Genomic DNA, 19,063 nt, shown 5'->3' on the forward strand with positions numbered 1-19,063 from the left:
AGGAGCTGCCGCAGGCTGCGATCTTTTTTCAGGCGACACTTTTTCACCGTTAACCATTGGGCTGCCTTGCACGCCTGATGCTAACCTGCACCCCACTTTCAGCGCAGTCGTGACCGCAACCCCTCATGGGTTCAGGGAAGACGACCACATTTTCAACAACGGACATCGAACGGGTCTTTCATGAATAAATCAGCAGGCGTGCTCCTGGGAATCGTTGTCGCGATTGGTGGAATCAGCGCTGGCGGAGCCTGGTTCACCGGCACCAAAATCGAAGGTGTGCTCAACAGCTCCCTGGCGGATGCCAACAAGCAATTGCAGGCTGCAATGGTCGGTTACAAAGGCACGGCCTCGCTGGAACTGGTGTCCCTGGAACGTCATGTATTCAGTAGCACTGCGCATTACCGCCTCAAGGGTGAAGGCGAAATGTTCGGCGAGGTACCGGTCGAATTGCTGTTTACCGACCACATCGAACACGGCCCGCTTCCGTTCTCGCGCCTGGTATCGCTGAAATGGTTGCCGGTCATGGCCACCAGTCACTATGAACTGGAAAAGACCCCGCTCACGGAAAAATGGTTCGCCGCCACCAAGGACGCTTCGCCGCTCAAGGGCGTGGTCAACATTGGCTACGACAATTCCACCAACGGCACGCTTGAATTGCTGCCGCTGGAAACTGCACTGGATGACAAGTCCAGCCTGAAATTTTCCGGCCTGAAGGTTGATGTCTCGGCCAGCGCCCAGGCGCAGAAGGTCAAGGCCGATGGCTACATGGACAGCCTCAAGCTGACCACTGTTTCCGAAGACCAGGCACCCGTGCTGGTCGAGTTGAGTGGTCTTACCCTGGCCAGCAACCTGACCAAAAGCACCTACGGTTATTACACCGGCGATAACACCGTCGAATTGAGCAACAGTAAAACCACCTTTGGCCCCAAGCAGTCGGTGCTGGGCTTGAAGAGTTTCGAAATGAAGAACCACACCGAGGAGTCAGGCACCAGCGCTTCCGGGCGTGCCGACTACAAGATCGGTGAAGTGTCCCTGAACGGCAAGGCTGTGGGTTCTGCCCAGCTTGCCATGAGCCTGAAGAACCTCGACATCCCGGCGACGTTGTCGCTGATGCAGATCTACCAGACTAAATTGCAGCCTTATGAGCAGGCCGCCGCCGAGGCTGCCGAGGCCGGTCAACCGGTCCCCGAGCTGAACTTGACCCCTGCAGAAGAAGCGCAGCTTAAAACCGGCCTGGAAAAATTGCTGGCGGCCGGCCCACAGGTAGCCCTGGAGAACCTGTCGTTCAACACCGCCAATGGTGAAAGCCGCGCCAACCTGGTGCTTGACCTGACCAAGCCGCAATCGATCGACCTGCCGGCTGACCAGCTGATCCGCCAGATGATCGCGTTACTGGACGTCAACCTGAAAGTGTCGAAGCCGATGCTCGTCGACATACTCAGCGTGCAGTCGCAAATCGACGGCCAGACCGACGCCAAGCTCATCGCCGACCAGGCGACTGCCACCACCGATATGTTCAGCAGCATGGCGGTCGGCTCGCAGTTGGCGAAACTGGATGGCAGCAACGTCGTCACCCAACTGCACTTCGCCAATAACCAGGTGGAATTCAACGGCCAGAAAATGACCGTCGAGGAGTTTGTCGGTTTCCTTATGAGCAAGTTCAGCGCTCCTGCCGTCGTCCAGGAGCCGTAACCCCCAGCAGGCTGGCTGGCGAACTTCGGTGTCCGGTTTGCCTGTAGGAGCCAGGCTTGCCGGCGAAGAACGATAACGCGGTGTAAAAGGTACACCGCAGCGTCCCTTTCAACCGCGGATCAGCCGCCATGCCTCATCCACAGACAACGGCTGCTTCATCCGTTCGGCAAGCATCGCCATCGTGCGCTCTTCATCACAGGCGACCGCCGCCGTCACCACGCCATTTTTGCCAAACAGCCCGATAAAAGGCGGGTTGCCAGGATCACCCTTGAACTCGACTTCGTCCCAGGCTTGCGCGCAACCAAGGTAGTCGTAGTTTTTGCCAAAGTGCCAAGTCCAGAAGTACGGCACGTCGAGGTAATGTTCATCGCCACCGAGCATGTTCGCCGCCGCGATCCGCGCCTGTTGTTGCGCCAGGCGCCAATGTTCGATGCGCTGGGGCTGGCCGTTAAGTGTGAACGTCGCGATATCGCCAGCCGCCCAGAGCCCATCGGCTACGCGCATCCCGCCGTCGACCAGCAGCGACTGGTCATTTTCCTTCGGCAGATCGGTAAAAGGCGCAGTGGCGGGGGTGACGCCAATCCCGACCAGCACCAGGTCCGCTGGCAGACGCTGGCCATTATCCAGTTGCACCGCTTCGACTCGCGTCGCTCCTTCAATCTGCGCTGCCTGCCCCTCGGTTCGGTACACCACGCCGTTGGCCTGATGCAGCGCCAGAATCGCCTTGCCGACGCTGTCACCGAACTGTTTGGCGAAAGGCACCGGATGGCGGGCCAGCACCGTGACCTCCAGGCCGTATTGGCGCAGGGAGGAAGCGGATTCCATGGCGATGAAACTGTCGCCGATGATCACCGCCCGCTGACCGGCCTTGGCGCTGTGCAGAATCTGTTGCGCATCCGCCTTGGAGCGCAAGACGAACACTTGCGGCAGGTCCGCGCCGGGCAATTGCGGTCGAACGGGGATACCGCCTGTCGCCAGCAAGGCGGCGTCGTACTTCAGCGATTGGCCGTTGACCAGTTGTAGCGTTTTGTTGGCGGCATCCAGGCTCGCCACTTCAGCGTTCATTCGCTCGATTCTTTGCTCCCGGTAGAAGTCTTCGTCGCGCAGGGGCGGGATTTCTTCCAGTGGTGTCTGTCCGGCAATCACGAATTTGCTCAGTACCGTGCGGTCGTACCCGGCGTTGGCTTCGCGGTCGATCAGTAGCACCCGACCGCCAAAGCCTTTTTCGCGCAGGGCCGAAGCCGCCGCCGTGCCCGCGGCTCCCGCACCGACTATTACAAAAGTGCGCTCGTCATCGGCCGGTGGCGTGTGAGCGTCTTGCAGTGGCTGATCGTCGACCCAGATTTCGTCCCCGCGCACTTCAAGCGGGTAGCGCTTGAGGCTGTCCAGGGCTGGCGGTTCACACAATCCGCCGTCCTCGATCCGAAACTGTCCCTTGTGCCATGGGCACGTCAGCCGCCCATGGCAGAGCGCGCCTTCGACTAGAGGCGCTCCGGCATGCGGGCATTCGCCTTGATAGGCGCGCACGTGATCGCCGACTTTAAGCAGGAGGATCTTGCTGTCCTGGACGCTGACTTCCAGGCCACGGTCTTCGGGTATATCGGCGAGATGGGCAACGCGATGCAGGGTCATGATCGCTCTCCGGACAGGCGTTTAAATTAAGAGTCTGGCGCTTAACTCGAGGTTCATCCAATTGCCACTGCCACCGCGCAAACGGTCCAGTTATAGTTTGCTCGCCGACCTCGGCCCCACCCGCACCAGGTACTCCCGGTATGACCCGATTGACCTCTCTGACCCCTTGGCTAGCGGCTGTCACAGTCGCCCTTTGCGTGCAATTTCCGGCGCAGGCCCAGGAGCGTTTTACCCTGAACATCCCAGGCGTCTCGGATGATCGACTGTTCACGTCGGCTGCCGCCAGCGACGCCCCGGGTTGCAGCGGACACAACGTTTCGCCAGCGCTGAACTGGAACGCCGGCCCTGCAGGCACGCTCAGCTACGCCATCGTCATGCACGACCCGGATGGCCAGAAAGGCCAGGGCATCGATCATTGGGTGCATTACGGCATCAAGGCCGGCACTCACCAGATCCCGGCGGGCGTCGGCGCAAAATCCGCGCTCGAGGGCGTCGGCGGTACCAACAGCAAAGGCACTACGGGGTACGTCGGGCCTTGCCCACCGGTTGGCGACAGCGCACATCACTACATCATCCAGCTCTTTGCCCTGGACCTGGCCCCGGATGCCCTGCCAGCCGGCCTGACGCGCACCCAGCTGCTGGAAAAAATCAAAGGTCATGTGCTGAAAAACAGTAGTGTGGTGCGGCGCTACCACCGCTGAAGATTTTTTTAGCACGGGTTAACCCGAACCGTCCGGGCTGTCCGTCTCACGGGATGAATGGATCAATTTCCTCCTGAGGTCAGCCCCCATGTCTCTCCCTCTGCATGTTCTACGTCCGGTCGCCCAGGGTTTTACCGCCGGGCTGTTGCTGGCGATTGCCGGTTGCGGTGTTTCTTCGAAACCTGAGTCCGCAGCGGTACCGCCACCGGCTCAGGCGGAGCTGAAAACCGAAGCGGTGCAGCATGAAACTGTCATGGCTGATGCAGCGGTGGCCAAACGCAGCGTAGGCGCGGCGCCCATGACCCGTTTCGCGCCGATGCCGGGCGCAGAAACTTATCCACAGGGCTATCGCGATGAACAGCGAGAGCAATACCAGGCCTTGGCAGACAACCCGATCCACAGTGTCGCCGAAACACCGGTATCGACCTTCAGTGCCGACGTCGACACCGGCGCTTACGCCAACGTCCGCCGCTTGCTCAATCAGGGACGACTGCCACCGCAAGGGGCGGTGCGGCTGGAAGAGATGGTCAATTACTTTCCTTACGACTACGCCTTGCCCACCGACGGCTCGCCCTTCGGCGTGACCACGGAACTGGCAGCTTCACCCTGGAACCCGCATACGCGTTTGTTGCGCATCGGCATCAAGGCCTCGGACCGCACGGTCTCGGACCTGGCCCCGGCGAACCTGGTGTTCCTGGTGGACGTGTCCGGCTCGATGGATCGCCGCGAGGGCCTGCCGCTGGTCAAAAGCACCCTGAAATTGCTGGTCGATCAACTACGCGACCAGGATCGGGTGTCGTTGGTGGTCTACGCCGGGGAATCGCGCGTGGTGCTGGAGCCCACTTCCGGACGGGAAAAAACCAGGATCCGCACAGCCATCGACCAATTGACCGCAGGGGGGTCCACTGCCGGAGCCTCGGGTATCGAGCTGGCTTATCAACAGGCGCAACAGGCATTTATCCCCAAGGGCATCAACCGCGTTCTACTGGCTACTGACGGCGACTTCAACGTCGGCGTCAGCGACTTCGACAGCCTCAAGCAAATGGCTGTGGATAAACGCAAGACAGGCGTATCCCTGACCACCCTGGGTTTCGGTGTGGATAACTACAATGAACACCTGATGGAACAACTGGCCGATGCTGGCGACGGCAATTACGCCTACATCGACAACCTGCGTGAAGCGCGCAAGGTGCTGGTGGATCAACTCGGCTCGACCCTTGCCGTCGTGGCAAAAAACGTCAAGCTGCAAGTGGAGTTCAACCCCGCGCAAGTCAGCGAATATCGCCTGCTGGGTTATGAAAACCGTGGGTTGAAACGTGAGGATTTCAGCAATGACAAGGTCGATGCCGGTGAAATCGGTGCAGGACACACGGTGACGGCGTTGTACGAAATTGTCCCCAAAGGCGAGAAGGGCTGGTTGGAGCCGCTGCGCTACGCTCAAACGGCCGCCGCTGCTTCCGAAAAGAATGGCGAATTGGCGATGCTGCGTGTGCGTTATCAGTTACCGGAAGGCGGGAACAGTCGCTTGATCGAACGCCCGATCGCTAACGAACCGGCCGGCAAGCCCAGCGATGACTTGCGTTTTGCAGCGGCGGTGGCGGCGTTTTCCCAACAGCTCAAGGACGGACGCTACACCGGCGAGTTCAGCCTCAAGGACACCGAAGCGCTGGCCCGTGGCGCCCGGGGCGATGACCGCTTCGGCCTGCGCAGTGAGTTCGTACAATTAGTGGAACTGGCGCAGAGCTTGCGCACCACCACGGCGTCCAATCCAACTGCCACTGAACGACGGATTGAATAGTGAGCCGATTGAAGGGGTTCATCAGCCAGTTGTTTGCACCCGCAAGCAGCCTGGATGCCAGCAGTGACGAAGCGCTGCTGGCCCGTTATCGCGAGGGCGATGGAGCGGCGTTCGAGATTCTGTACGCGCGCCATCGCCAGGGCTTGTACCGGTTTCTGCTGGGGTTGAGCGGCAGGGCTGAACTCGCCGAGGAGGTCTATCAGGAAACCTGGTTGAGCCTGATCCGCAGCGGCAGCCAGCCACAAGGTCGGGCGACTTTTCGTACCTGGCTCTACCAGATTGCCCGCAACCGCTTGATCGATCACTGGCGCAAGCACGGCGTCCATCAACCGCTGCACGACAGCTACGACGAGCAGGCCCATGCGCTGGCCGATGAGACGGCTGATCCTGAGCAGTTGCTGAGCCTGAGCCGCGACAGCCAGCGCCTTGACGCCGCCCTGCAAGCCTTGCCCGCCGACCAGCGCGAAGTGTTCCTGCTGCGCGCCTACAGCGATCTCGATTTGCCACAGATCGCCACCCTCACCGAAACACCGCTGGAAACCGTCAAGAGCCGCTTGCGTTACGCCCAGCAAAAACTGCGTCGGCTGCTGGCCGAGGAGGTACTGACATGACTGACGCCAAGCACACCACGGATCACCAGGCGCTCGAACATTACCGCGAGCAGGCCACTGGCGAACCCCCGGCGCATCTCGACGCGTTGATCCTGGCCGCCGCGCGCAACGCCGTGCCCGCGCCAAAGCCAGGCCTGTGGCAGCGCTGGATTCGCGCCTGCCAGCAACCCCGTTGGCAAGTGGCATTCGCCAGCCTCGTCGGCATCGCGCTGATGCTCTCGCTGGTGCAGCGCACGCCTGAGCAAGTGCCTGGTTACGACTTCGCGCCTGCACCCAAAGCCTCGGCACCGGTTGCCAAACAGGAAAGCGAAGCAGCGCCGCCAGCTCTGGCCCGTTCCCTGAAGGCCCCGGTTGGTGCGCTCTCCGCACCTGCACCCGCCGCACCCATGGCGGAATCGGCAGCCCCGGCGCAAGAAGAATCCTTCAGTGCCGGCATGGCAGACGAAGCCAAAACCAGCAAACGCACCGCAGCCCCGGTTAAATCCCTGGATGAGCAACTTCGCGAAGTGCTTCGCTTGCAAAAAGCCGGGCACAAGCAAGCCGCCGATAAACTGCTAGCCGATTTGCACGCACGCTTCCCCGACGAAAACCTCAGCGCCCGACTCAAGGATCTGCAGAAAAACTGACCGGCACAGCGCTCGTCGATTTGGCATCAAGGCCCGAAAGCGCGCACTATCGGGCCATAGTCGATGCGTTGGAGGATGCCGTGACAAAAAAAATCGACCGCATCGCCCAAATGCTCAACTGCCCGGAAAAGGGCGAGGAATTACGACGGGCAATTACCGAGAGTCGTAAGGATTTTCTGCTGAACCAGCAGGAAGAGGGTGATGCTGAGGAGGAAGACGTTCTTGAAGAGGGAGCATTCGAGGACGATTAGGACGATGAGTACGACGAGTTTGACTGGACGACGGAATGAAAAAACTGCTTAGGCGGTTTCTTTAACCCACAAAAAAGCCCCAGACCCAACGGCCTGAGGCTTTCTCGTTTCTACGTATGGTGCACCAGGCGGGATTCGAACCCACGACCCCTGCCTTCGGAGGGCAGTACTCTATCCAGCTGAGCTACTGGTGCAGCGGGCGCCATGATACTCATATGCAATGCGGGCGTCCATGCTGCTGAATCGCATGCGTTTTTTCAAAGCGTAACCTGCGATTGCTACGTTGATCAGAAAATAGCAGCAAATGCGGTGTTTTCGTTCTTTTTTTCGAACAGGCTATTGTCCTTTACCCCCTTTGATCCTAGGATTCGTTTGAGATTTCAAACGCTCTTGTCTGGGTGCTGAACCGCACGATCTGAATCAGTGCGCTATTTATGTGCTTCAGCCCGGTGAATGATTTCCCTGACGGCAGCCTACTGAGGCGCCTTTCTACAATCATAATTTGCTCCGCGCGTGCGCGGTGCTGTTAAGGAAAGCCGACATGCAGCTTAAAGACACCCAGTTGTTCCGCCAGCAAGCCTTCATCGATGGCGCTTGGGTAGACGCGGACAATGGTCAGACGATCAAGGTCAACAACCCGGCAACGGGCGAAATTCTGGGCACCGTGCCAAAAATGGGCGCTGCCGAAACCCGCCGTGCCATCGAAGCCGCTGACAAAGCGCTGCCGGCCTGGCGTGCACTGACCGCCAAAGAACGTGCGAACAAACTGCGTCGCTGGTTCGAGCTGATCATCGAGAACCAGGACGACCTGGCTCGCCTGATGACCCTGGAACAAGGCAAGCCACTGGCCGAAGCCAAGGGTGAAATCGTTTATGCCGCTTCCTTCATCGAGTGGTTCGCCGAAGAAGCCAAGCGCATCTACGGTGACGTGATTCCGGGCCACCAGCCAGACAAGCGCCTGATCGTGATCAAGCAGCCAATCGGCGTGACCGCGGCCATCACCCCGTGGAACTTCCCTGCGGCAATGATCACCCGTAAAGCCGGCCCGGCCCTGGCCGCCGGTTGCACCATGGTGCTCAAGCCTGCTTCGCAAACTCCGTTCTCCGCCTTCGCCCTGGCTGAATTGGCCCAGCGTGCCGGTATCCCTAACGGTGTGTTCAGCGTTGTTTCCGGCAGCGCCGGCGACATCGGCAGCGAGCTGACCAGCAACCCGATCGTGCGCAAATTGTCCTTCACCGGTTCGACCGAAATCGGTCGTCAACTGATGTCGGAATGCGCCAAGGACATCAAGAAAGTGTCCCTGGAACTGGGCGGCAACGCGCCGTTCATCGTGTTCGACGACGCGGACCTGGATAAGGCCGTCGAAGGCGCGATCATTTCCAAATACCGCAACAACGGCCAGACCTGCGTCTGTGCCAACCGCCTGTACATTCAAGACGGTGTCTACGACGCCTTCGCCGAGAAGCTGAAAGTGGCCGTGGCCAAGCTGAAGATCGGTAACGGTCTGGAAGCAGGCACCACCACTGGCCCGCTGATCGACGAAAAAGCCGTGGCCAAGGTGCAAGAGCACATCGCCGACGCACTGAGCAAAGGCGCGACCGTACTGGCCGGTGGCAAGCCGATGGAAGGCAACTTCTTCGAGCCAACCATCCTGACCAACGTTCCGAACAACGCTGCAGTGGCCAAGGAAGAAACCTTCGGTCCATTGGCTCCGCTGTTCCGCTTCAAAGACGAAGCCGACGTGATCGCGATGTCCAACGACACCGAGTTCGGACTGGCCTCGTACTTCTATGCTCGCGACCTGGGTCGTGTGTTCCGTGTGGCTGAAGCCCTGGAGTACGGCATGGTCGGCGTCAACACCGGTCTGATCTCTAACGAAGTCGCGCCGTTCGGCGGCATCAAGGCTTCCGGCCTGGGCCGTGAAGGCTCCAAGTACGGCATCGAAGATTACCTGGAAATCAAATACCTCTGCCTGGGCATCTAATCCCGGGAACAGGCATCGCTTCAAACGCAAAGGGCACGAGAGCGCTGCCCCTTTGCGTGCAATAAACGGAATTTTCTCGGTGGCCGGGAACGCTGTGGCAGTCGATCATCGCATGCTGTCGCAGTTGTTCCCCGCCGCTTAATCCTTGAACCACGCCGACCGATGAGCGGCGAATGAGGAATGTAATGAGCAAGACTAACGCTGATTTGATGGCCCGCCGTACCAATGCAGTTCCACGTGGTGTTGGCCAGATTCACCCGATCTTCGCCGAGTCCGCGAAGAACGCGACCGTGACCGACGTTGAAGGTCGCGAGTTCATCGACTTCGCTGGTGGTATCGCCGTGCTGAACACCGGCCACGTGCACCCGAAAATCATCGCCGCCGTGACCGAACAGCTGAACAAGCTGACCCACACCTGCTTCCAGGTACTGGCCTACGAGCCGTACGTAGAAGTGTGCGAAAAAATCAACGCCAAGGTGCCAGGTGATTTCGCCAAGAAAACCCTGCTGGTGACCACCGGTTCCGAAGCCGTTGAAAACTCCATCAAGATCGCCCGTGCCGCCACTGGCCGTGCCGGCGTGATCGCGTTCACCGGCGCTTACCACGGTCGCACCATGATGACCCTGGGCCTGACCGGTAAAGTCGTGCCTTACTCGGCCGGCATGGGCCTGATGCCAGGCGGCATCTTCCGCGCGCTGTACCCGAACGAACTGCACGGCGTGAGCATCGACGATTCGATCGCTTCCATCGAGCGCATTTTCAAGAACGACGCTGAGCCGCGTGACATCGCAGCCATCATCATCGAGCCGGTTCAGGGCGAAGGTGGTTTCTACGTCGCTCCTAAAGAGTTCATGAAGCGTCTGCGTGCCTTGTGCGACCAGCACGGCATCCTGCTGATCGCTGACGAAGTACAAACCGGCGCAGGCCGTACCGGTACTTTCTTCGCCATGGAACAGATGGGCGTTGCTGCCGACCTGACCACCTTCGCCAAATCCATCGCTGGCGGCTTCCCGTTGGCCGGTGTGTGTGGCAAGGCCGAATACATGGACGCCATCGCTCCAGGCGGCCTGGGCGGCACCTACGCCGGTAGCCCGATCGCTTGCGCCGCGGCCCTGGCCGTGATGGAAGTCTTCGAAGAAGAGCACCTGCTGGATCGTTGCAAGGCTGTTGGCGAGCGTCTGGTGACTGGCCTGAAAGCTATCCAGGCCAAGTATCCGGTGATCGGCGAAGTTCGTGCCCTGGGCGCAATGATCGCGGTCGAACTGTTCGAAGGTGGCGACAGCCACAAGCCGAACCCGACCGCCGTGGCAGCTGTTGTGGCCAAGGCTCGCGACAAGGGTCTGATCCTGCTGTCCTGCGGCACCTACGGTAACGTTCTGCGCGTCCTGGTACCGCTGACTTCGCCGGACGAGCAACTGGACAAAGGCCTGGCGATCATCGAAGAGTGCTTCTCCGAGCTCTGATCTGCGAGTGTGACCTGTTTCACAAAAAACCCGCTTCGGCGGGTTTTTTCATGACCTCTAAACCGCAAAACCGCGTATTAGCGCTGTAACCGATGACCGGCTTTGGCTAAGGTTCACGCATTGCCAGGGAGAGCTGTATGACAGTTGTCATTTTACCCGCGATTCCGAGAGTATTGATTGCCGAGGCCGACCCGTGGGCCCGCGATCTGCTCAAGGAAGTATTGTTGAACGTTCGCTGCGATGCGCGACTGGATTTATGTGCCGATGGCCAGCAGGCGTTGGAGTTGCTGGCGTCTAACCCGTACGACCTGGTCATCGCCGACTGGGAGTTGCCAGGCGTCGATGGTCTGAATGTGTTGCGCAGCGTGCGTCAGCGCAAGCGCAACCCACCGTTGCCCTTCATTCTCATGAGCAGCCGTAACGACAGTGCGAGCGTACGTGAGGCCCTGCCGCTGGCCCCCGCCGCCTACCTGACCAAGCCCCTGAACATGGCAAGCCTGACCCAGCGCCTGCAGGCTTTGCTGCTGAACGCTGGGGAAGAGATATCGTGCGAGGTGCCAGCGCTGGCGCCGGGCATGACGCTGTCCGTGTTTCTTGAGCGCCGTCGCGAACTGGCGGAAGGCGCGCCGCTGATGACTGACGTGCAAGTGGCGGTCAAGCGAAGCCTCAATCCTGATGGTCTGGATTTGGCGGTGCTGGAAGGTGAGATCCGCACCGATCCACAGGTCACCGCCGTGCTGATTGCCGCCGCCAACAGCGCCGCCCAGCACCACGGCACCGCCGTGCAGACGCTGTCCCAGGCGCTGCAACGATTGGGCACCGGACAGAGCATGAACCTGATCCTGGGCCTAACACTCAAGCGCAGTGCGCGGCTCAGCGATCCGCAGCTGGCGGACTATGCCGAGCGTTACTGGGATTTATCGCTACACACGGCCGAATACGCGCGAACGCTGGCGCGCTTGCTGGATCTGGATCAGGCCCGTTGTTACTGCGCCGGCATGCTGCATCGCCTGGGCGACCTGGCGTTGCTGCGTTGTCTGCAGGAATGGAAACAGGCCGGTGGCGAACTGGACGAGCAGGAGCAAGTGGGCGAGGCGTTGGCCGAATTCGGTGCCGCCTACGGTTCGGCGTTGCGCACCCGCTGGCGTTTGCCACTGGAGCTGCGGCAGCTGATTGCGGCGGCTTACCAGCTTGGTGGCGGGGTTTACTCCCGTGAGGCGCTGGTGATGAATATGGCGGCGCAACTGGCGCGCCTGAACGAGCATGAGGGCATTGAGGTGTTGGCCAATAGTCGAGCGGCGCGATTACTGAAGATCGGCTTGCCGGAGTTGGTGCGGATCCGCAAGAAATAAGGCTGTCGCAGATCCCTGTAGGAGCTGGCTTGCCAGCGATGGCGGTGTATCTGGCCCACCGAGTCGTCTGGATTCGCCAGCAAGCCGGCTCCTACAGGAGTTATGTGTTGGACGGGTCAGGCCGTGATGATCCGGTTCTTGCCCTGGCGCTTGGCCTCGTACATCGCCGCATCCGCGCGGGCAAACAGGCTTTCCACGCTTTCATCCTCGGCAGTAAGGCTGGTCAGCCCCTGGCTGACGGTGATACCGAAAGTCTGGCCGTCGTGGTTGAAGGTCAAGGCCTGAATTTCCCGTTGCACGCGCTCGGCTACTTGCAGGGCCATGTCCGGCGTGCAGCCGGGGAAGACGGCGGCAAATTCCTCGCCACCAATGCGTCCGAACAGGTCACCGCGACGCAATGCGGCTCGGCCACAGTCGGCGATACGTTGCAGCACGTTATCGCCCTCCTGGTGGCCGTAGGTGTCGTTGATGGCCTTGAAATCATCGATATCCAGCATGAGAAACGATAGCGGCGTGCCCTGTTGTCGCGCCTGTTCGAATTCGTGCTCAGCGCCTTCGAAGAAATGCCGGCGGTTGCTGCTGCTGGTCAGGGCGTCGGTGGTCGCCAGTCGTTGCAGTTCGGACTCCAGTTGCTTTTTGTCGGTGATGTCTTCGGCGATGCCGACAATGATCACCGGCTGCCCAGGCTCGGCCTGCCGGTTGATGAAGCACTTGTCGCTGAGCCAGCGCAGTTGGCCGTCAGCGGTGATGATTCGGTACTCGCGGTCTTCAACGGCACCTTTGACCAGCACGTCTGCCAGGCTGCGCTCGGCGTACTCCAGATCGTCAGGGTAAATGCTGTCGCGCCACTGGTTGTAGTCGGCCAGCAGCAGGTCGGCGCTGCGGCCGAAAATCCGTTCATAGGCGGGGCTGACATACAGCACCTGGCGGGTTTCCCAATTGAATGCCCACAGCACCGCGTTGACGCTCACCAGCAAGGTGCTCAGCAGCTGTTCACGTTCGCTCAGGCGCGCCACCTCGCCTTGGGCGTGCATCAGCGCCATAAGGGTTTGCGCGGCCTCGGGCCATTGCGCAAGGGATGAGTCTTGTTGGTTATTGACCATCGTCACAAATCTCAAGGGGCGTGCACCGCTCAAGGTTCTAGGCGACCACAGCGAAGCCCGCCTGGATGGCGAAGTGTCTTTGAGATAAGGGATTTGCAGCGAAGTTCCGAAGGGTGCGCCCCGGCAATGGGCGCACCGATCAACGGCGTCAGGCAGCGCTTGGGCGCAGGGAGTAGGTTTTCAACTGATCGGCGAAGTCACGCAGCGATTGAATCCCGCTGGCTTCGGCTTCGTGTACCCAGTCCTTGATGGCAGCCAGCATGTCGTGACCATTTGAGCTGGTCTTGACCCAGATCTGCTGCAAGGCCAGGCGTTTCTCGTAGATTACCTTCAGCGCCTGGCTGTGTTCGAGCATGTTCTGGATGCGTACGTGGTGCTTGTCGTCGAGCAAGCTGGTTTCCCGCGAGAGCAGACGCTTGGCGCGGTGGAACTGGTGGCGGACCGAGTGATCGACCTTTTCCAGCTCTTGCTTGACCAGCGGCCCGATCACCAGCTTGCGGTACTGGGCCATGATCTGGAAGCGGTTGTTGAGGATCGCCATGGCGGTGTCCATGTCCAGGTTGCCCTTGCCTTCGACGCGGTGGGCAATGGGCGCGACCCGCTGGACCTTGGCCAGGCGCAGGAAGCTGAACACTTGAATCCAGGCCCAACCCAGATCGAACTCCCACTTCTTCACCGACAGTTTTGCCGAGTTAGGGTAGGTGTGATGGTTGTTATGCAGTTCTTCACCACCGATGAGAATGCCCCAAGGCACCAGGTTGGTCGCCGCATCGCGGCACTCGAAGTTGCGGTAACCAACGGCATGGCCAAGGCCATTGACCACGCCGGCGGCCCACACCGGGATCCACATCATCTGGACGGCCCAGATGGTGATGCCGATGGTGCCGAACAGCAGCAGGTCGATAACGGCCATGATCGCCACGCCCAACAGTGGGAAACGGGTGTAGACGTTACGTTCGATCCAGTCATCGGGGCAGTTCTTGCCATAGATGCGCAAGGTCTCGGGGTTTTCCGCTTCGGCGCGATACAGTTCGGCGCCTTTGCGCAGAACGGTGGAGAGGCCCTTGATCACCGGGCTGTGCGGGTCATCGACGGTTTCGCACTTGGCGTGATGCTTGCGATGGATAGCGGTCCACTCGCGGGTGTTCTGCGCCGTGGTCAACCACAGCCAGAAACGGAAGAAATGTTTCAGGCCAGCATTCAACTCAAGCGAGCGATGGGCCGAGTAGCGGTGCAGATAGACCGTGACGCCGATGATTGTGACATGGGTCATCAGCAGGGTGACTGCCACCAGTGACCAGGGCGACAAGCCGAGAAAACCTTCGTACCACATAGGCTATAGGGCCCTCGAAAAAGAAAAAAACAGCCGATGCATTATCACTAAGCGGACAGATAAAACCAGTCGCCCTTTCAGATATGAGTGGCAGGATGTGTCTTTAATCTATAATCCCGACTTTTCCGTAGGGACATGGACAGCCTTATGTCTGCCAGCTATCGCGATGCCGTGCGTGCAGCACTGCTCTACCTGCTGATTTCGGTGATCTGGATGCAGCTCAGTGGCTATTTATTGAGCAGCTTATTCGATAACTCGGCCGAGCGTCTTCGCTGGCAACTGATCAACGGTCACGTTTGGGTGGTGTTGAGCGCAGGCGTGATCTTCCTCGCCCGGTCGCGGCTGATGCGTTGCCTGGGCGGCGGCGCGACATGGCAGGGACGAAGCGAAGACCGCGAGCGCCTGCGCCAGGCGGCCGCCGTGTTCGATTGCACCCGAGAAGGCGTGTTGGTCACCGATCATCAAGGGCTGATCGTGCATGTGAACCGCGCCTTTATGGCTATCACCGGCTATCAGCGTGAAGAAGTGCTGGGGCGCCAGCCCAGTCTGTTCAAGTCGGGGCATCATCCCCCCGCGTTCTATCAGGCGATGTTCGCCACGCTCAACAGCGTCGGAGAATGGAGCGGGGAAATCTGGAACCGCCGCAAAAGCGGCGAAATCTATCCGCAATGGCAGACCATCCGCCTCATTCACGATGATCATGGGCGCTGCAGTCATTTCGTGGCGGTGTTTTCCGATATCAGCGCGATCAAGGACTCGGAACATGAGTTGAGGCACCTGGCTCATCACGATCCGCTCACCGGCCTGCCCAATCGCCTGCTGTTCACCGACCGCGCCACGCAAGCCCTGGCATCGGCGCAAATCCACAAACGTGGCTGTGCATTGCTGATGATCGACCTGGATCACTTCGTGATGATCAACGATAGCCTTGGGCACACGATGGGTGACCAATTGCTCAAGGCGGTGGCCAATCGCTTGAGTGCCATGTTCGACCCTGGAATCACGTTGGCGCGCCTGGGTGGCGATGAGTTCGCCGTGCTGGCCGAAAGCTGCCCGCAACTGATGCAGGCGGCAGCGCTGGCCGAGCGGATCATCGAGGGTCTCAAGGAGCCATTCGACATTCACGGGCATCGATTGTTCATCAACGTCAGCATCGGTATCAGCCTCTTCCCCAGCGACGCCTTGAGTGCCGAACAGTTGTTGCGCAATGCCGACTCGGCGCTGTTCAAGGCCAAGAGTGGCGGGCGAGATGGCTATGCCCTGTACACCGAAGAGTTGACCGCCCATGCCCAGCAGCGGGTCGAGACGGCCTCCGAGCTGCGCAGGGCCCTTGAGCAAAATGAACTGCGTGTGTATTACCAGCCTGTTCACGATCTCAAGACTTGTCGCCTGATCGGCGTCGAGGCACTGGTGCGCTGGGAGCATCCACAACGCGGCCTGGTGTCGCCTGCGCAATTCATTCCGATTGCCGAGCGCACCGGCCTGATCGCCCGGATCGACGCCTGGGTGATGCGCCAGGCTTGTGAGCAGATGTGCCAGTGGCTGCGGGCGGGCGTGGCGTTGTCGTTTGTCGCGGTGAATGTTTCATCGCGTCTGTTCGCCGGCCGTGAGTTGTACCAACAGGTTGCGCAGGTACTGCGCGAAACCGGCCTGGACCCGGCCTGCCTGGAGTTGGAAGTCACCGAGAGTGCGGTGATGGAAGATCCAGAAGTTGCGCTTGAGCAAATGCACCGCCTACGGGAATTGGGTGTGCAACTGGCCATCGATGATTTCGGCACCGGTTATTCGTCGCTGCTGCGGCTCAAGCGCCTGCCGGTGCAGAAACTCAAGATCGATCAGGGCTTTGTCGCCGGTTTGCCATGCGATGAAGATGACGCGGCCATTGTGCGGGTCATCATCGCCCTGGCGCAGAGCATGGGCATGCAGGTGCAAGCCGAAGGCATCGAGCAGGTCGAACAAGCGGCGTTCCTGTTGGAACACGGCAGTCATCTGGGGCAGGGGTACTGGTTTGGGCGGCCAGTGCCGGCCGGGCAATTGGATTGGACTCGAATCCCAGTCATTCGTTGATCGTTAAAGATCGTCCGATCGCGGCCCGAGCCTTCGGACGATCTTTTGATCTTCAGCGCTGCAAACCGTTGTCCCGTCGAATAATCTCTTCTGGTTATATAAACATTCTTAAATAGTCTTTTTAAGAATATCAGCGCCTCTCTACTATTGGTCTCACGCCGTAAGCAGTGCCGCCACTGCCAGGCAACCTCTCAGTCGAAGGAGCAGCACCATGAGCGCATCTCTACGTAGCGTTGACGGCCAGGACGAAGCAACCATCCTGCGCGAAATCCAGAGCGCCCTGCGCGACCTGCGGTTTGGTGCGGTGGAAATCACCGTGCACAACGCCCAGGTGGTCCAGATCGAACGCAAGGAAAAATTCCGCTTGCAGCAACCGGGCAATAAACCGGGCTGAAGCGAAAGATCAAAAGATCGCAGCCTGCGGCAGCTCCTACAGGGGCACGCAATTCCCTGTAGGAGCTGCCGAAGGCTGCGATCTTTGAGCAGGCAACCCGATTCCAGATCATAAGAAAAGCCAACACATTTAAGAATTCCAGGAGCTTTCACCATGTCGTCGATTCGCCATTTCGCCTTGGCCGCCCTGGCCAGCGCCTTGTTTGCCGGTTCCGCCGTTGCCAAGGATTACGAACTGCTTAACGTGTCATACGACCCGACCCGTGAGCTGTACCAGGATTACAACGCTGAATTCGTCAGCTTCTGGAAGAAAAGTAATCCCGGTGACAGCGTTAAAATCCAGCAGTCTCACGGTGGCTCGGGCAAGCAGGGCCGGGCGGTGATCGACGGCCTGCGCGCTGATGTGGTGACCTTGGCCCTGGCCGGTGACATCGACGAAATCGCCAAGCTCGGCAAGACCCTGCCGGTTGACTGGCAGAAGCGTCTGCCGGAAGCCAGCACGCCGTACACTTCGACCATCGTGTTCCTGGTGCGCAAGGGCAACCCTAAAGGCATCAAGGACTGGGGCGACCTGGTCAAGAACGACGTCTCGGTGATCACCCCGAACCCGAAAACCTCCGGTGGAGCACGCTGGAACTTCCTCGCTGCCTGGGCCTATGGCCTGAAAGCCAACGGCGGTGACGAAGCCAAGGCCAAGGAATATGTGCAAACCCTGTTCAAACACGTGCCGGTGCTGGACACCGGTGCTCGCGGTTCGACCATTACCTTCGTCAACAACGGTCAGGGTGACGTGTTGCTGGCCTGGGAAAACGAAGCCTTCCTGGCCTTGAAAGAAGATGGCGGCGCCGACAAGTTCGAGATCGTCGTGCCTTCGCTATCGATCCTTGCCGAGCCGCCAGTGGCCGTGATCGACAAGAACGCCGAGAAAAAGGGCAACGAGCAGATCGCCGAAGCCTACCTCAAGCATCTGTACAGCCCTGCCGGCCAGGAAATTGCCGCGAAAAACTTCTATCGTCCACGTGACAAGGATGTGGCCGCCAAATACGTCCAGCAGTTCCCGAAACTGGACCTGGTGACCATCGACAAAGACTTCGGCGGCTGGAAAACCGCGCAGCCGAAATTCTTCAACGACGGCGGCGTATTCGACCAGATTTACCAGGCGCAGTAATCTTAAATAGCCATCAAGGAGCCTCGAATCGCGATTCGAGGCTTTGTGCATTCTCAACCAAGGACTCTTATGTCGCGTCGTATCTCCCCCGTCATACCCGGCTTCGGGCTGACGCTGGGCTACACCTTGGTGTACCTCAGCCTGATTGTGCTCATACCACTGGCGGCGATGTTCGTGCACGCCGCTCAACTCACCTGGGATCAGTTCTGGGCAATTATCTCGGCGCCACGGGTATTGGCGGCGTTGAAACTGAGTTTCGGCACCGCCCTTTATGCCGCCATCATCAACGGCATCATTGGCACACTGCTGGCCTGGGTGCTGGTGCGCTATACCTTCCCTGGGCGCAAAGTCATCGATGCAATGATCGACTTGCCTTTCGCATTGCCTACCGCCGTGGCCGGTATTGCACTGACCGCGCTGTACACCCCCACCGGTCTGGTAGGTCAATTTGCAGCGGATCTGGGTTTCAAGATTGCCTACACCCCCCTGGGCATCACCCTGGCCCTCACTTTTGTGACACTTCCATTCGTAGTACGTACGGTACAGCCGGTGTTGGCCGATATTCCCCGCGAAGTGGAAGAAGCGGCGGCGTGCCTGGGTGCCAAACCCTGGCAGGTTGCCCGTCATATCCTGCTGCCCGCATTGCTGCCGGCCTGGCTAACCGGTTTCGCCTTGGCCTTTGCCCGTGGGGTTGGCGAGTACGGTTCGGTGATTTTCATCGCCGGCAACATGCCGATGAAAACCGAGATCCTGCCGCTGCTGATCATGGTCAAGCTCGACCAATACGATTACACCGGCGCTACCTCCATTGGTGTACTGATGTTGGTGGTTTCCTTCATTCTGTTGCTGCTGATCAACTTGCTGCAGCGGCGTATCGAAACCCCATAAG

The 19,063-nt window shown here is 59.6% G+C and carries 16 protein-coding genes and 1 tRNA gene; 13 read left to right on the forward strand and 4 right to left on the reverse strand.

Annotated features, from left to right (window positions below; translation table 11 throughout):
• Positions 1–180: 180 nt before the first annotated feature.
• Positions 181–1,692, forward strand: a complete 1,512-nt coding sequence (locus tag HGP31_RS01305; RefSeq protein WP_168757053.1) for a YdgA family protein — start codon at positions 181–183, stop codon at positions 1,690–1,692.
• A 108-nt stretch (positions 1,693–1,800) separates the two neighbouring features.
• On the opposite strand, the gene HGP31_RS01310 is transcribed toward HGP31_RS01305, so the two are convergent.
• Complete coding sequence (locus HGP31_RS01310; protein ID WP_168757054.1) at positions 1,801–3,324, reverse strand: FAD-dependent oxidoreductase; 1,524 nt, start codon at positions 3,322–3,324, stop codon at positions 1,801–1,803.
• A gap of 140 nt (positions 3,325–3,464) precedes the next feature.
• Between HGP31_RS01310 and HGP31_RS01315 the strand changes: the two genes are divergently transcribed.
• The 5 genes from HGP31_RS01315 (at position 3,465) to HGP31_RS01335 (ending at position 7,311) form a co-directional block, all read left to right on the forward strand.
• Positions 3,465–4,025: a YbhB/YbcL family Raf kinase inhibitor-like protein gene (locus HGP31_RS01315; RefSeq protein ID WP_168757055.1), complete on the forward strand. Its 561-nt coding sequence runs from the start codon at positions 3,465–3,467 to the stop codon at positions 4,023–4,025.
• An 88-nt stretch (positions 4,026–4,113) separates the two neighbouring features.
• Positions 4,114–5,823, forward strand: a complete 1,710-nt coding sequence (locus HGP31_RS01320) for a vWA domain-containing protein (protein ID WP_168757056.1) — start codon at positions 4,114–4,116, stop codon at positions 5,821–5,823.
• 29 nt (positions 5,824–5,852) lie between these two features.
• On the forward strand, positions 5,853–6,434 hold the full coding sequence (locus HGP31_RS01325) for an RNA polymerase sigma factor (protein ID WP_223194248.1): 582 nt from the start codon (positions 5,853–5,855) through the stop codon (positions 6,432–6,434).
• Positions 6,431–7,060, forward strand: coding sequence for a hypothetical protein (locus HGP31_RS01330; protein ID WP_168757057.1), 630 nt, complete (start codon positions 6,431–6,433; stop codon positions 7,058–7,060). Before HGP31_RS01325 ends, HGP31_RS01330 begins: the two co-directional genes overlap by 4 nt.
• Positions 7,061–7,140: 80 nt before the next feature.
• Positions 7,141–7,311: a hypothetical protein gene (locus HGP31_RS01335; protein WP_168757058.1), complete on the forward strand. Its 171-nt coding sequence runs from the start codon at positions 7,141–7,143 to the stop codon at positions 7,309–7,311.
• A gap of 117 nt (positions 7,312–7,428) precedes the next feature.
• Here HGP31_RS01335 and HGP31_RS01340 read toward each other — a convergent pair.
• Positions 7,429–7,505, reverse strand: a tRNA-Arg gene (locus HGP31_RS01340).
• A gap of 347 nt (positions 7,506–7,852) precedes the next feature.
• Between HGP31_RS01340 and gabD the strand changes: the two genes are divergently transcribed.
• The 3 genes from gabD to HGP31_RS01355 all read left to right on the forward strand — a co-directional run bounded on the left by gabD (position 7,853) and on the right by HGP31_RS01355 (position 12,110).
• A complete protein-coding gene (gene gabD / locus HGP31_RS01345) occupies positions 7,853–9,295 on the forward strand; it encodes an NADP-dependent succinate-semialdehyde dehydrogenase (protein WP_020795840.1) in 1,443 nt (480 codons plus the stop codon).
• Positions 9,296–9,480: 185 nt separating this feature from the next.
• Complete coding sequence (gabT, locus tag HGP31_RS01350; RefSeq protein ID WP_020795839.1) at positions 9,481–10,758, forward strand: 4-aminobutyrate--2-oxoglutarate transaminase; 1,278 nt, start codon at positions 9,481–9,483, stop codon at positions 10,756–10,758.
• Positions 10,759–10,895: 137 nt separating this feature from the next.
• A complete protein-coding gene (locus tag HGP31_RS01355) occupies positions 10,896–12,110 on the forward strand; it encodes a response regulator (RefSeq protein ID WP_168757059.1) in 1,215 nt (404 codons plus the stop codon).
• A gap of 116 nt (positions 12,111–12,226) precedes the next feature.
• Here the strand turns inward: HGP31_RS01355 and HGP31_RS01360 are convergent, their stop codons facing one another.
• Entirely contained in the window at positions 12,227–13,213 is a 987-nt protein-coding gene (locus HGP31_RS01360) for a GGDEF domain-containing protein (RefSeq protein ID WP_168757060.1), read from the reverse strand.
• 148 nt (positions 13,214–13,361) lie between these two features.
• Complete coding sequence (gene desA / locus HGP31_RS01365; RefSeq protein WP_033039302.1) at positions 13,362–14,546, reverse strand: delta-9 fatty acid desaturase DesA; 1,185 nt, start codon at positions 14,544–14,546, stop codon at positions 13,362–13,364.
• Positions 14,547–14,693: 147 nt separating this feature from the next.
• On the opposite strand from desA, the gene dibA reads away from it, so the two are divergent.
• From dibA to cysT, 4 genes are all read left to right on the forward strand, one after another.
• Entirely contained in the window at positions 14,694–16,613 is a 1,920-nt protein-coding gene (gene dibA, locus HGP31_RS01370; protein WP_168757061.1) for a phosphodiesterase DibA, read from the forward strand.
• Positions 16,614–16,824: 211 nt separating this feature from the next.
• Positions 16,825–17,007: a sulfur starvation response protein OscA gene (gene oscA / locus HGP31_RS01375; protein WP_007975618.1), complete on the forward strand. Its 183-nt coding sequence runs from the start codon at positions 16,825–16,827 to the stop codon at positions 17,005–17,007.
• Positions 17,008–17,160: 153 nt separating this feature from the next.
• Entirely contained in the window at positions 17,161–18,174 is a 1,014-nt protein-coding gene (locus HGP31_RS01380; protein WP_168757062.1) for a sulfate ABC transporter substrate-binding protein, read from the forward strand.
• Positions 18,175–18,243: 69 nt separating this feature from the next.
• Entirely contained in the window at positions 18,244–19,062 is an 819-nt protein-coding gene (gene cysT, locus HGP31_RS01385; RefSeq protein WP_008055402.1) for a sulfate ABC transporter permease subunit CysT, read from the forward strand.
• Position 19,063: the final 1 nt, after the last annotated feature.

It is taken from the genome of Pseudomonas umsongensis (assembly GCF_012647205.1).
GTDB classification, from domain to species: domain Bacteria; phylum Pseudomonadota; class Gammaproteobacteria; order Pseudomonadales; family Pseudomonadaceae; genus Aquipseudomonas; species Aquipseudomonas umsongensis.